The 13,515-nt window shown below is 62.9% G+C and carries 15 protein-coding genes and 1 riboswitch; of the genes, 13 read left to right on the forward strand and 2 right to left on the reverse strand.

Annotated elements, in window-relative coordinates; genetic code table 11:
* The first annotated feature begins 9 nt into the window (after window positions 1-9).
* Window positions 10-627, forward strand: a complete 618-nt coding sequence (locus tag QRN33_RS01745) for a C40 family peptidase (protein ID WP_016773699.1) — start codon at window positions 10-12, stop codon at window positions 625-627.
* Between the two features lie 215 nt (window positions 628-842).
* Complete coding sequence (locus tag QRN33_RS01750) at window positions 843-1,379, forward strand: C40 family peptidase (RefSeq protein ID WP_042607602.1); 537 nt, start codon at window positions 843-845, stop codon at window positions 1,377-1,379.
* A 133-nt stretch (window positions 1,380-1,512) separates the two neighbouring features.
* On the opposite strand, the gene QRN33_RS01755 is transcribed toward QRN33_RS01750, so the two are convergent.
* Both QRN33_RS01755 and QRN33_RS01760 read right to left on the reverse strand, forming a co-directional pair.
* Window positions 1,513-2,826, reverse strand: coding sequence for a PQQ-dependent sugar dehydrogenase (locus QRN33_RS01755; protein ID WP_042607603.1), 1,314 nt, complete (start codon window positions 2,824-2,826; stop codon window positions 1,513-1,515).
* A gap of 66 nt (window positions 2,827-2,892) precedes the next feature.
* Complete coding sequence (locus QRN33_RS01760; protein ID WP_064365427.1) at window positions 2,893-3,477, reverse strand: hypothetical protein; 585 nt, start codon at window positions 3,475-3,477, stop codon at window positions 2,893-2,895.
* Window positions 3,478-3,639: 162 nt separating this feature from the next.
* Window positions 3,640-3,869: riboswitch (cobalamin riboswitch) on the forward strand.
* An 82-nt stretch (window positions 3,870-3,951) separates the two neighbouring features.
* On the opposite strand from QRN33_RS01760, the gene cobO reads away from it, so the two are divergent.
* The 11 genes from cobO (at window position 3,952) to QRN33_RS01815 (ending at window position 13,500) form a co-directional block, all read left to right on the forward strand.
* A complete protein-coding gene (cobO, locus tag QRN33_RS01765; protein WP_285406476.1) occupies window positions 3,952-4,563 on the forward strand; it encodes a cob(I)yrinic acid a,c-diamide adenosyltransferase in 612 nt (203 codons plus the stop codon).
* Window positions 4,560-5,942 carry a cobyrinic acid a,c-diamide synthase CobB gene (locus QRN33_RS01770; RefSeq protein WP_083353279.1) on the forward strand — a complete coding sequence of 461 codons (1,383 nt, stop codon included), beginning with the start codon at window positions 4,560-4,562 and terminating at the stop codon, window positions 5,940-5,942. Before cobO ends, QRN33_RS01770 begins: the two co-directional genes overlap by 4 nt.
* Complete coding sequence (bluB, locus tag QRN33_RS01775) at window positions 5,939-6,589, forward strand: 5,6-dimethylbenzimidazole synthase (protein ID WP_252875808.1); 651 nt, start codon at window positions 5,939-5,941, stop codon at window positions 6,587-6,589. The genes QRN33_RS01770 and bluB overlap by 4 nt, the downstream gene beginning before the upstream one ends.
* On the forward strand, window positions 6,586-7,494 hold the full coding sequence (gene cbiB, locus QRN33_RS01780) for an adenosylcobinamide-phosphate synthase CbiB (protein WP_285406481.1): 909 nt from the start codon (window positions 6,586-6,588) through the stop codon (window positions 7,492-7,494). The genes bluB and cbiB overlap by 4 nt, the downstream gene beginning before the upstream one ends.
* A complete protein-coding gene (gene cobD, locus QRN33_RS01785; RefSeq protein WP_042607608.1) occupies window positions 7,487-8,479 on the forward strand; it encodes a threonine-phosphate decarboxylase CobD in 993 nt (330 codons plus the stop codon). Before cbiB ends, cobD begins: the two co-directional genes overlap by 8 nt.
* On the forward strand, window positions 8,476-9,927 hold the full coding sequence (locus QRN33_RS01790; RefSeq protein ID WP_285406484.1) for a cobyric acid synthase: 1,452 nt from the start codon (window positions 8,476-8,478) through the stop codon (window positions 9,925-9,927). Before cobD ends, QRN33_RS01790 begins: the two co-directional genes overlap by 4 nt.
* Window positions 9,928-10,050: 123 nt before the next feature.
* Window positions 10,051-10,572, forward strand: coding sequence for a bifunctional adenosylcobinamide kinase/adenosylcobinamide-phosphate guanylyltransferase (cobU, locus tag QRN33_RS01795; RefSeq protein WP_123418755.1), 522 nt, complete (start codon window positions 10,051-10,053; stop codon window positions 10,570-10,572).
* Entirely contained in the window at window positions 10,569-11,624 is a 1,056-nt protein-coding gene (gene cobT, locus QRN33_RS01800; RefSeq protein ID WP_285406487.1) for a nicotinate-nucleotide--dimethylbenzimidazole phosphoribosyltransferase, read from the forward strand. The genes cobU and cobT overlap by 4 nt, the downstream gene beginning before the upstream one ends.
* A complete protein-coding gene (cobC, locus tag QRN33_RS01805; protein ID WP_285406489.1) occupies window positions 11,621-12,196 on the forward strand; it encodes an alpha-ribazole phosphatase family protein in 576 nt (191 codons plus the stop codon). Before cobT ends, cobC begins: the two co-directional genes overlap by 4 nt.
* Before the next feature lies 1 nt (window position 12,197).
* Window positions 12,198-12,920, forward strand: coding sequence for an adenosylcobinamide-GDP ribazoletransferase (locus QRN33_RS01810; RefSeq protein ID WP_285406491.1), 723 nt, complete (start codon window positions 12,198-12,200; stop codon window positions 12,918-12,920).
* 175 nt (window positions 12,921-13,095) lie between these two features.
* Window positions 13,096-13,500, forward strand: coding sequence for a MarR family winged helix-turn-helix transcriptional regulator (locus QRN33_RS01815; protein WP_064365418.1), 405 nt, complete (start codon window positions 13,096-13,098; stop codon window positions 13,498-13,500).
* Window positions 13,501-13,515 lie beyond the last annotated feature (15 nt).

Raw genomic sequence — 13,515 nt, forward strand, 5'->3', positions numbered from 1 at the left:
GTCGTGCCCATGCTAAAGCGCTTCGCACCCCTCGTGCCTCTCGCACTCGTTACCCTGTTATTCGGTTGTGCTGCTCATTCTCCGGTTCAAGAGCCGCCGCAACAGGTCAAGAATTCTGCTACTGCCCAGTCTTCCGTTATTTACCAGGAAGAGCTGGACACCGAAAAAGAACTCAACCAGTTCAACGGCAGCAAGCCTTATCAGCTGCCTGTGCTGGCTGACAGCATCCTCGAACGCGGCATGTCCCTGATCGGTACACGTTACCGTTTTGGCGGTACCTCTGAAGCCGGTTTCGATTGCAGCGGTTTCATCGGTTACCTGTTCCGTGAAGAAGCGGGCATGAACCTGCCGCGCTCCACTCGCGAAATGATCAACGTTGATGCGCCACTGGTTTCGCGCAGCAACCTTGAACCGGGGGATCTGCTGTTCTTCGCCACCAATGGTCGTCGCGGTCGTGTCAGTCACGCCGGGATCTACCTGGGTGACAATCAGTTCATCCACTCCAGCAGTCGTCGCAGCGGCGGTGTTCGCATCGACAGCCTGGGTGACAGCTACTGGAGCAAGACCTTCATCGAAGCCAAGCGTGCACTCGCCATGGCGCCGACTGTGGTCACCGCTCGCAAGTAACCTGCATGTCGCTGCGTTTGCGGCGACAAAACGGCATGGCAACGGAGTAGACGTAAACTTTACAAGGTGAAGTTAAAGTCTTACTTGAAGTTTGCCGCGTAGCCGCTAGAATCCTGAATCTATATTGATGGCAAACCGCCTGCGTGATGACGCAGGCGGTTTTGTTTCTGTCCATTCGGCAGAGAAAGCCGCAGCCAGATCAGGATGTTCTGCTTATGACGATGTCGGCCCGCCTCACCTTGATTATTTGCGCCGCGCTGCTCAGCGCCTGCGCCAGCCGCACACCGCCGCCAGCCCCCGTGGTTCGTGCGCCGATCGTGTTCGCTCCCTCACAAGCCTTTTCTCCCGCCGCGGAAGACGTGCTGTTCCGTGCCCTCGGCCTGGTCGGTACGCCGTATCGTTGGGGCGGCAATACGCCGGATTCGGGTTTTGATTGCAGTGGCCTGATCGGTTTCGTCTACCGCGACGCGGCGGGGATTTCCCTGCCACGCTCGACCCGCGAAATGATCGTCATGCAGGCGCCGAATGTCGGCAAGGAAGGCTTGCAGACCGGCGACCTGATCTTCTTCGCCACCAATGGCGGTTCGCAGGTCAGTCATGCGGGGATTTACGTGGGCGAGGGGCGCTTCGTGCATGCACCGGCCACGGGCGGCACGGTCAAGCTCGACAGCCTGTCGAAGGCCTACTGGCAGAAAGCGTATCTAAGCGCCAAGCGGGTGTTGCAGCCGGGGCAGTTGGCGCATAACCCATAATCAAATCTGACAAAGATCCAATGTAGGAGTGAGCCTGCTCGCGATAGCAGTGTATCTGTGACGTAAATGTCGACTGATACACCGCTATCGCGAGCAGGCTCACTCCTACAGTTGTTTCGTGTCAGGCGTCAGCTTATTTACTGGCCGAAACGCGCCACACCTTGTTGCCCACATCATCCGCCACCAGCAAACCACCTTGCTGATCGATCACTACACCCACCGGGCGGCCGAGCGCGTTCTCGTCCTTGTCGAGGAAACCGGTCAGCACATCCACCGGTTGACCGGTCGGCTTGCCGCCAGTGAACGGTACGAAAATCACTTTGTAGCCGCTGTGCGGTTTGCGGTTCCACGAGCCATGCTGGCCAATGAACGCGCCTTCCTTGAATTGCGCCGGCAGGCTGTTGCCCTCGGCGAAGGTCAGGCCCAGCGAAGCGGTGTGCGGGCCGACGGCGTAATCCGGGGCGATGGCCTTGGCCACCAGATCGAGGTTCTGCGGTTTGACCCGCACATCGACGTGCTGGCCGTAATAGCTGAACGGCCAGCCATAGAAACCGCCGTCCTTGACCGAGGTGATGTAGTCCGGCACCAGGTCGCTGCCGATTTCGTCACGCTCGTTGACCGCCGTCCACAGCGCGCCGCTGGTGGGTTCCCAAGCGAGGCCGTTGGGGTTGCGGATGCCCGAGGCGAAGATCCGGTGATTGCCGGTTGCGCGATCGACTTCCCAGATTGCCGCGCGGCCTTCTTCCTGATCCAGACCGTTTTCGCCGACGTTGCTGTTCGAGCCGACCGTGACGTACAACTTGTTGCCGTCCTTGCTCGCAATAACGTTTTTGGTCCAGTGGTGATTCAGCGTGCCACCCGGCAGATCGACGACTTTGATCGGTTGGGTTTTGATCTCGGTGGCGCCCGGCTCGTAGTTGAAGCGCAGCAGGCGATCGGTGTCGGCCACATACAGGTCGTTGCCGACCAGCGTCATGCCAAACGGTGAGTTGAGGTTTTGCAGAAACACCGTGCGGGTTTCTGCGACGCCATCGTGGTCGGCATCACGCAGCAGGGTGATGCGGTTCGGGCTCGGCACGCCAGCGCCGGCCTTGCCCATGACTTTCTTCATGACCCAGCCGCGAATGCCTTTGCTGTCATCGGGTTTGGGTGGCGCGTTGGTTTCTGCCACCAGCACATCGCCGTTGGGCAGCACATACAGCCAGCGCGGGTGATCGAGGCCTTCGGCAAACGCGGCGACCTGAGTGCCGGCCACTGCGGTCGGTTTCGCACCTTCCGGCCAGCCCACCGCCGGGGCGATGTTCACTGTCGGGATCAGCGTCTTGTTCGGTTCGGGCAGTTTCGGTGACGGGCCGGTGCCATCGGAGACTTGCAGGCTGGAGGTTTCACCGCAGGCGGCGAGCCCGCCGGCGACGGCGATGATAAGAGCGAGTTGGGCCTTGCGCATTGCTGATCTTCCCTATGAATGCATTCCTAATCATAGAGGAGGGCGCAGGCCCGATGGTTCAACTGCTCAGCCGCGGGCTTCCTTGAACAGCACGGCGATGCCTGGATGATAGTTGCCCGCTTCGCTGTGCAATTTGCGATAGGCGTAAGGGAAATACCAGGCAACGGCGCAGGTGTGCTCTTTTTGCAAGTCGTCGACCATGTCCTGCAGCTCTTCGGGGCTGGCGCTGTGCTGGGCTTTTTGCGGGGCGACGAAGAGGCACCCGAGCTTCAGGTCGCTGGCGTAGCTGATGCGCCTGGCATCCACGGTGATGTCGAGCAGCGCCTGGGTCAGGTTGAGGTTGTTGACCCGTGGCCAGCGTTGCGTGGCCTGAATGTACGCGCGGTCTTCGCTGCCGGCAATCAGCAGATCGGCGCGGGCATTGCGCTCGCCTTCTTCGTTCTGTTTGCGCGTGGCCGTGTCGTTTAGCGTGACCATTTCAGCCATCCACGCCGCCGCTGAAAGCAAGCCGAGGTTGGCTTTTTCGTCGTGCCAGTACGGCGCGTCATTGTCGCCGCGCACGCTGTTGTAGCGATCGATACAGTCAAACCAGCGTTCCAGCACCGGGCGCAGAAATTCCAGGCGCGGGTTGCTGATGATCATGCCTTGCATCGTCGTCATCCTTATTGTTGTGGTGAGATTGTCGAGAAAAGCATGGCTCTTTGATATCACTTGTCACAGTCTGGCACAAGATTGCCGCTGCACAATGGATCAGCGGCAGTTATTCGCGCGCAAAGCGCCTCTTCAATTGACGCTCCACCCCCAACCCTCTAACCTTCGCCGCTTGTTTCAGGTGCTCTGTGGCCCAGTGTCGACAGAGTGAAACAGGGAAGCCGGTGAGGGTGGACTTCAAGCGAAGCCACGACGATCCCGGCGCTGCCCCCGCAACGGTAAATGAGTGAAAACTGCGCCTTGAGCCACTGCCTCGACAGAAGCGGGAAGGCGCGCAGTCCGGCGAAACGCCGCTCATGAGCCCGGAGACCGGCCTGATCCATCTCAGCGGCATCACGGTGGGCGATGCCAGGCTTTTTGCCGTCTATTCTTGTGCCTGCCCGCCGTTATCCAGCCTCAACGGAGAGCTCCCCCATGACTGATTCCCCCGAGCGCGACGAGCGCCATCTGGCGCGCATGCAGCGCAAGAAAGCCGTGATCGACGAACTCATCGCCAATTCGCCCGACGAGTGCGGCCTGGTGCTGGTGCTGACCGGCAATGGCAAAGGCAAGAGCAGTTCGGCGTTCGGCATGCTCGCCCGTGCCATGGGCCACGGCATGCAGTGCGGCGTGGTGCAGTTCATCAAGGGCCGCAACAGCACCGGTGAGGAATTGTTCTTCCGCCGCTTCCCCGAGCAGGTGCGTTTTCACGTCATGGGTGAAGGCTTCACTTGGGAAACCCAGGATCGCCAGCGCGATATCGCCGCTGCGACTGCGGCCTGGGACGTCTCCCGCGAATTGTTGCGTGATCCGTCGATCGGTCTGGTGGTGCTCGACGAGTTGAACATCGCCCTCAAGCACGGCTACCTCGACCTCGATCAGGTGCTCAGCGATTTGCAGGCGCGCCCGCCGATGCAACACGTGGTCGTCACCGGTCGCGGCGCCAAGCCGGAAATGATCGAGATGGGCGACACGGTCACCGAAATGGGCATGCTCAAGCACGCTTTCCAGGCGGGGATCAAAGCGCAGAAAGGCGTCGAACTTTGAAGCAACCACGTCACTGCCCGGCGGTACTCATTGCCGCGCCGGCCTCCGGTCAGGGCAAGACCACCGTCACCGCCGCGCTCGCCCGTTTGCATCGCAACCAGGGGCGCAAGGTGCGGGTGTTCAAATGCGGCCCGGACTTTCTCGACCCGATGATTCTCGAGCGCGCCAGCGGTGCCCCGGTGTATCAATTGGACATGTGGATGGTCGGCGAGCAGGAAAGTCGCCGGCTGTTGTGGGAAGCCGCCGCCGAGGCTGATCTGATTCTGATCGAGGGCGTGATGGGCCTGTTCGATGGCACGCCGTCCAGTGCTGATCTGGCGCGGCACTTCGGCGTGCCGGTGCTTGGCGTGATCGACGGCACTGCCATGGCGCAGACCTTCGGCGCTTTGGCGCTGGGCCTGGCGAAGTATCAGCCGGACTTGCCCTTTGCCGGTGTGCTGGCCAACCGCGTCGGCACCTTGCGCCACGCGCAATTGCTCGAAGGCAGCCTCACCGAAGGTCTGCGCTGGTACGGCGCGTTGTCCCGCGAGACCGGTATCGAATTGCCAAGTCGTCACCTCGGCCTGGTCCAGGCCAGCGAATTGAATGATCTGGATCTGCGCCTCGATGCGGCCGCCGATGCACTGGCCAGCAGCTGCGAAGTCGCGCTGCCACCGGCCGTGGAATTCGCCGCGCCTGACGTTATCGCTGCCGAGCCTCTATTAAAGGGTGTGCGCATCGCCGTCGCCCGCGACGAAGCTTTTGCCTTCACCTACGGTGCCAGCCTCGATCTGCTGCGGGCGATGGGTGCCGAGCTGCAGTTCTTCTCGCCGATCCGCGACACGCAATTGCCCGCCGCCGACAGCCTGTATCTGCCGGGCGGTTATCCGGAGTTGCACCACGTCGCGCTGGCGCAAAACACCTCAATGCTTGCAGCCATCCGCGCGCACCATGCGGCGGGAAAACCGTTGCTCGCCGAATGCGGCGGGATGCTTTATCTGCTTGATTCGCTGACAGACGTGGAAGGCACCCGCGCTGAACTGGTCGGTTTGCTCAAGGGCGATGCGGTGATGCAGAAGCGTCTCGCGGCGCTGGCGTTGCAGGCGGTTGAATTGCCGGAAGGTTCTTTGCGTGGGCATACCTATCATCATTCGCTGACCACCACCGAGCTGACGCCGATTGCCCGTGGACTTAGCCCGAATGGCGGGCGCGGGGCCGAGGCGGTTTATCGTGAGGGGCGGATGACGGCTTCTTATGTGCACTTTTATTTTCCGTCGAATCCGGTGGCTGTCGCTGCGCTGTTTGCGCCGAACTTTGAAACCGCTATCGCGAGCAGGCTCACTCCTACAATGGATCACCTGAACCCTGTGGGAGCGAGCTTGCTCGCGAAAGGGCCATGACCGACAACACATTCTCCGAAGCCGAACGCGCTGCGGTCTACAAGGCCATCGCCGAACGCCGCGACATGCGCCACTTCACCGGTGGCAGCGTCGAGCCGCAACTGCTGCGACGTTTGTTGGAAGCCGCCCATCAAGCCCCAAGCGTCGGCCTGATGCAGCCCTGGCGCTTTATCCGTATCAGCGATCGCGCTCTGCGCGGGCAGATCCGCGATCTGGTGGAAGCAGAACGCATCCGCACCGCCGAAGCCCTCGGCGAGCGCAGCGATGAGTTCATGCAGCTCAAGGTCGAAGGCATCAACGATTGCGCCGAAGTGCTGGTCGCGGCGCTGATGGACGATCGCGAAAAACACATCTTCGGTCGGCGCACGTTGCCGGAAATGGACATGGCCTCGTTGTCCTGCGCGATCCAGAATCTGTGGCTGGCGTCCCGTGCCGAAGGCCTGGGCATGGGCTGGGTCTCGCTGTTCGAGCCGCAGGCCCTGGCGGATTTACTCAAGTTGCCGGCCGGTGCCAAGCCGCTGGCGGTGTTGTGTCTGGGGCCGGTAAAGGAATTCTATCCAGCGCCGATGCTGGTGCTCGAAGGCTGGGCGCAGGCGCGGCCGCTGAACGAGTTGCTGTACGAAAACTATTGGGGAGTGAGTCAATGAGTGTGGCGTTGCTGAGTGTCGCTGCGGTAGCGCTGGATGCGCTGCTCGGTGAACCGAAACGCTGGCATCCGCTGGTGGCGTTCGGCAATTTCGCCGGGCGCATCGAGCAACGCTTCAACGCCGGCGGTCGTGGCTGGCGCAGCCACGGCGTGACCGCGTGGGTCCTCGCGGTACTGCCGCTGACCTTGCTTGCCACGGCATTTTCCTGGGCGCCCTATGTGGGCTGGATCGTCGAGATTCTCGCGCTGTATTGCGCGCTGGGCATGCGCAGCCTCGGCGAGCATGTCGCGCCGGTCGCGGCGGCGTTGCGCGCTGATGATCTGGACGAGGCGCGCAAGCGCGTCGGCTATCTGGTCAGCCGCCAGACCGATGAACTCGACAGCACTGCCGTAGCCCGCGCCGCCACGGAGTCAGTGCTGGAAAACGGCAGCGATGCGGTGTTCGCTGCGCTGTTCTGGTTTGTCGTCGCCGGCGCACCGGGCGTGGTCCTGTATCGCTTGAGCAATACCCTCGATGCGATGTGGGGTTATCGCAACGAACGCTTTGAACGTTTCGGCTGGGCGGCGGCGAAGATCGACGACGTGTTGAACTACATTCCTGCGCGTCTGGTGGCGGTGACCTACGCGCTGCTCGGCAAAACCCGACTCGCGCTCAAGTGCTGGCGCACCCAGGCGCCGCAGTGGGATAGCCCCAACGCCGGCCCGGTGATGGCGGCAGGTGCCGGTGCGCTGGGCGTCGAACTGGGTGGCCCGGCGATCTATCACGGCGAACTGCACGAGCGCCCGCAACTGGGCGAAGGTACGCCGGCCGATGCCGACTCCATCGACCGTGGCTGGCAATTGGTCCAGCGCGGCCTATGGTTGTGGCTGCTGATGCTTTGCCTGGGGGCGGAATTTTATGCTTGAGCACGGTGGCCGGCTGCGCAAGGCTGCACTCGATTACGGGATTGCCGAGGCTGACTGGCTCGACTTGTCCAGCGGCCTCGCGCCGTGGCCATTTGCGATCCCGGAGATCCCGCTGCGCGCCTGGGCCCGCCTGCCGGAAACCGACGACGGCCTGGAACAGGCAGCCTGCGATTACTACGGCGCCGCGCAGGTGTTGCCGGTCGCTGGTTCGCAAATGGCCATCCAGTTGCTGCCGCGTTTGCGCCGGGCCGGCAAGGTCGGCGTGTTGTCGCCGTGCTATGCCGAGCATGCCGAAGCGTGGCGGCGCAGCGGTTACATCGTCCGTGAAGTGCTTGAGCAGGAGGTCGAGTTCTTTCTCGACAGCCTCGACGTGCTGGTGGTGGTCAACCCGAACAATCCGACCGGCCTGAGCCTGACCCCGGCGCGCCTGCTCGACTGGCATGCGCGGCTGGCGCAACGCGGCGGCTGGCTGGTGGTCGATGAAGCATTCATGGACAACACCCCGCAACTGAGCCTGGCGCCCTATGCGCATCAGGTCGGGCTGGTGGTGTTGCGTTCGTTCGGCAAGTTTTTCGGTCTGGCCGGGGTGCGCCTCGGTTTCGTTCTGGCCGAGCGCAAGTTGCTCAAACTGCTCGCCGAACAGGTCGGGCCGTGGGCGGTGAGCGGGCCGACGCGAGTGCTCGGCACGGCGTGCCTGCAAGACACCGAGGGCCACACCCGTCAGCGGATTCGCAGTGACCAAGCGAGCGAGCGTTTGGCGGCGTTGCTGACCCGTTGTGGCTTCGCGCCGCAGGGTGGCTGCGCGCTGTTTCAGTGGCTGATCACCGAGCAGGCGGAAGCGCTGCACGAATTCCTCGCCCGGCGCGGCATCCTCCTGCGGCTCTTCACGCACAACAGCAGTGTGCGCTTCGGCCTGCCTGCCGATGCCGCGCAAGAACTGCGCCTCGAACAGGCTTTGCAAGCTTTCGCCAAGGAAAAACCATGACTACGCTGATGGTGCAAGGCACCACGTCCGATGCCGGCAAAAGTACCTTGGTGACGGCGTTGTGCCGCTGGGCCACCCGCCAGGGCATTGCGGTGGTGCCGTTCAAGCCGCAGAACATGGCGCTCAACAGCGCGGTGACCGCTGACGGCGGCGAGATCGGCCGGGCGCAGGCGGTGCAAGCGCAAGCAGCGCATCTTCAGCCGCACACTGACATGAATCCGGTACTGCTCAAGCCCAACAGCGACACCGGCGCACAAGTGATCATTCATGGCCGCGCCGTGACGACGATGAACGCCGTTGCCTATCACGATTACAAAGCCATCGCGATGCAAGCGGTGCTCGCTTCCCACGCGCGGCTCAGCGCGACGTATCCGCTGGTGATGGTCGAAGGCGCGGGTTCGCCAGCAGAGATCAACCTGCGCGCCGGCGACATTGCCAACATGGGCTTTGCCGAAGCGGTGGATTGCCCGGTGCTGCTGATCGCCGACATCAATCGCGGTGGCGTGTTTGCGCATCTGGTCGGCACGCTGGAGTTGCTGTCGCCAAGCGAACAGGCGCGGGTCAAAGGCTTCATCATCAACCGCTTTCGGGGCGATATCGCCTTGTTGCAACCGGGCCTCGACTGGCTCGAACAGCGCACCGGTAAACCGGTGGTCGGCGTCCTGCCCTACGTGATGGACCTGCACCTTGAAGCCGAGGACGGCATCGACCAACGCCAGACCGACAAGGCCGAGCAGGTCTTGAAAGTCGTTGTGCCGGTGCTGCCGCGCATCAGTAATCACACCGACTTCGACCCGCTGCGTCTGCATCCGCAGGTCGATCTGCAATTCGTCGGCCCGGGGCAGGCGATTCCGGCCGCCGACCTGATTATCCTGCCGGGCTCGAAAAGCGTGCGCAGTGATCTGGCTTATCTGCGCGCCAACGGCTGGGACGCAGCGATCAATCGGCATCTGCGCTACGGCGGCAAGGTGCTGGGGATTTGCGGCGGTCTGCAGATGCTCGGTGAGCAGGTGCACGACCCGCTCGGCCTTGAAGGTATTGCCGGCTCCAGCGCGGGTCTGGGTCTGCTGGCGTTTGAAACGCAGCTTGAAGCCGAGAAACAACTGCGCAATGTGCATGGCCGGCTGGCGCTGGAAAACGCTGAAGTCAGCGGTTATGAAATTCATGCTGGCGTGACCACCGGGCCGGCGCTGGAGAACCCGGCGGTACATTTGGACGACGGTCGTTGCGATGGTGCGCAAAGTGCCGATGGCCAGGTGTTCGGCACCTATCTGCATGGCTTGTTCGAATCCCCCGAGGCGAGCGCGGCGTTGTTGCGCTGGGCCGGGTTGAGTGATGTGCAAGAGGTCGATTACCACGGCTTGCGCGAGCGCGATATCGAGCGGCTGGCGGATCTGGTGGAAAAACATCTGGATACCGATTTGTTGCGTCAGCTCTGTGGGATTTGAGTTGTCCGGGCTGGCCTCTTCGCGAGCAGGCTCACTCCTGCATTTGAAATGCGGTCCCTTGTAGGAGTGAGCCTGCTCGCGATAGCGCCGGTCGCCTCAATACATAATTTTCAGGATGTTCTCATGCTCCAACTGATCCTCGGCGGCGCCCGCTCCGGCAAAAGTCGTCTGGCGGAAAAACTCGCCAGCGACAGCCATCTCGCCGTGACCTACATCGCCACCAGCCAGCCGCTCGACGGCGAGATGAACCAGCGCGTCGCCCATCACCGCGCGCGCCGACCCGCCGAATGGGCGTTGATCGAGGAACCGCTGGAACTGGCCCGCGTGCTGCGCGAATCTGCCGACGCCGAGCGCTGCCTGCTGGTTGATTGCCTGACCCTGTGGCTGACCAATCTGCTGATGCTCGACGACGTCGAACGTCTCGCCGCCGAGCGTGAAGCCCTGCTTGACTGCCTGGCCGCGCTGCCGGGTGAAATCATTTTTGTCAGCAACGAGACCGGAATGGGTGTCGTGCCGCTGGGCGAATTGACTCGCCGCTACGTCGATGAAGCCGGTTGGCTGCATCAAGCTCTGGCCGAGCGCTGTCAGCGAGTAGTGCTGACCGTCGCCGGCCTGCCCCTGACTTTGAAAGGACCTGCATTATGAGCCCGACCTGGTGGCTGAACCCGTGCCAAGCCGTGAATGCCGACATCGTTGCGCAAGCGACCGAGCGCCAGCAGCAATTGACCAAACCGGCCGGTTCGCTCGGGCGTCTTGAATCGTTGGCGGTGCAACTGGCCGGTCTGCAAGGTCAGCTCAAGCCGACGCTCGATCAGATCTGGATCGCGATTTTCGCTGGCGATCATGGTGTGGTGGCGGAGGGCGTTTCGGCTTATCCGCAGGAAGTCACCGGGCAGATGCTGCTGAATTTCGTCAGCGGCGGCGCGGCGATCAGCGTGCTGGCGCGTCAGCTCGGCGCGCAACTGGAAGTGATCGATCTGGGGACAGTGAATCCGACGCTGAATCTGCCCGGTGTGCGCCATGTGAACATTGGCCCGGGCACGGCGAATTTCGTGGCGGGCGCGGCAATGGCTCAGGCTCAGGGCGAACTGGCCTTGCAGGCCGGTCGCGACAGCGTGTTGCGCGCGAAAGCCGCCGGGGCGCGGTTATTCATCGGCGGCGAAATGGGCATCGGCAACACCACGGCGGCGAGTGCGCTGGCCTGCGCCTTGCTCGACTGCCCGGTGGCGCACCTGACCGGTCCCGGCACCGGGCTGAATGCCGCTGGCGTCAGCCACAAAGCGCAAGTTATCGAACGTGCGCTGGCGCTGCATGCCGCGCAGCGCGGCGATGCCTTGCAGACGCTGTTCAATCTCGGCGGTTTCGAGATTGCCGCGTTGGTCGGCGCTTATCTGGCCTGCGCGCAGGAAGGCATCGCGGTGCTGGTCGACGGTTTTATCTGCACGGTCGCGGCGCTGGTCGCGGTGCGCTTGAATCCGGCGTGTCGCGAGTGGCTATTGTTCGGCCATCGCGGCGCCGAGCCGGGCCATCGCCATGTGCTGGAAACCCTGAGCGCCGAGCCGTTGCTGGAACTCGGCCTGCGCCTGGGCGAGGGCAGCGGCGCGGCGTTGGCGGTGCCATTGTTGCGCCTGGCCTGTGACCTGCACGGGCAAATGGCGACGTTCGCCGAAGCGGCCGTGGCGGATCGCCCGGCATGAGCCTGCGCCTCGACCTGCTGCGCCACGGCGAAACGGAACTGGGCGGTGGCTTGCGCGGCAGCCTCGACGACGCACTGACCGAAAACGGCTGGGTGCAGATGCGTGCGGCGGTGGTCGAAGGCGGGCCTTGGAATCGCATTGTCAGCTCGCCATTGCAGCGCTGCGCGCGGTTTGCCGCCGAACTCGGCGAGCAACTGAAGCTGTCGGTGCATCTCGACCAGGATCTGCAGGAACTGCATTTCGGCGCATGGGAAGGGCAGAGCGCAGCGGCGTTGATGGAAACAGACGCCGAAGCGCTGGGGCTGTTCTGGGCTGATCCCTATGGTTTCACGCCGCCGCAAGGTGAGCCGGTCAGCGAGTTTTCCGCACGGGTGCTGGCAGCGGTTGCACGGCTGCACGCGGCCTACGCTGGTGAACGGATTCTGCTGGTCAGCCACGGCGGCGTGATGCGCTTGTTGCTGGCCCAGGCGCGAGGTTTGCCCCGTGAACAATTGCTCAACGTCGAAGTCGGTCACGGCGCGCTGTTTGCGCTGACGGTCGGGGCTGACGGCGCGCTCAAGGAAGGTCACTGAGATGCTGGCGCTGTGGATCGCTTTGCAGTTTCTCAGCAGCCTGCCGATTCGTTTGCAGGGCATGCCCGAGCCGCAACAGCTCGGCCGTTCGCTGCTGTTTTATCCGCTGGTGGGATTGCTGTTCGGGTTGATCCTCTACGCTTCGAATCTACTGCTTGGCGGCACACCAGTGTTGCTGCATGCGGCGCTGTTGTTGACCGTGTGGGTGCTGCTCAGCGGCGCGCTGCATCTCGATGGCCTGGCCGACAGCGCTGATGCCTGGCTCGGCGGCTTCGGCGATCGCGAGCGCACGCTGACGATCATGAAAGATCCACGCAGCGGGCCGATTGCGGTGGTCGCGCTGGTGTTGGTGCTGCTGCTGAAATTCGCCGCGCTGTTGGCGTTGATCGAACAAGGGCAGGGTATGGCGCTGATCATCGTTCCGGTGCTCGGGCGGGCAGCGTTGCTGGGGTTGTTTCTGACCACGCCGTATGTGCGTAAGGGTGGGTTGGGCCAGGCGCTGGCCGATCATCTGCCACGTAAAGCGGGTGGGTGGGTGCTGGGGCTGAGTGCGCTGGGCTGCGTGTTGATCGCCGGGTTTGGTGCGGTGCTGATTTCGCTGGGGGCGTTTGTCTGGCTGCGGCGGGTGATGATGCGGCGGTTGGGCGGAACCACCGGCGATACGGCGGGGGCGATGCTGGAATTGCTGGAGATGGCGGTGTTGGTTGGCCTCGCGTTGGTCTGAAGGATCTGCGTTGATGATGCCGGCCCCTTCGCGAGCAGGCTCGCTCCCACCTTCGGAATGCTATCCCCTGTAGGAGCGAGCCTGCTCGCGAAGGCGGCCTCACCGGCAACAATGATGTTCAGAATCAACTCATCTGTAACTTGATTTAACACACTCGCGGGTATATACACGCATCATGCTTCCTTCTCAGTGTTTGTGCACCAACCTGCGTCGCGCCGCGCGTGGCGTCAGCAGGCATTACGACGGCGCTCTCGACGGCTTCGGGATCAACGTTGCCCAGTATTCTCTGCTGTGCAATCTGCAGCGGCTGGAGCAACCGAGCATCTCCGAACTGGCCGAAGCCATGGGCCTGGATCGCAGCACCCTCGGGCGCAATTTGCGTGTGCTTGAGGGCGAGGGGCTGGTGACGCTGGCGGAGGGCGAGGACATGCGCAACCGCATCGTGCGCCTCACCGAAACCGGTGTGCAACGCCTGGCAGCGGCCTTGCCAGCGTGGGAAGCGGCGCAACAGCGGCTGATCGACCGTCTCGGTGCCGAGAAGCGCGAAACCTTGCTCAAATTGCTCGACGAGCTGGCCTGACGACCGTTTCTTCGA

This window comes from Pseudomonas sp. FR229a (assembly GCF_030209115.1).
GTDB lineage: Bacteria > Pseudomonadota > Gammaproteobacteria > Pseudomonadales > Pseudomonadaceae > Aquipseudomonas > Aquipseudomonas moraviensis_A.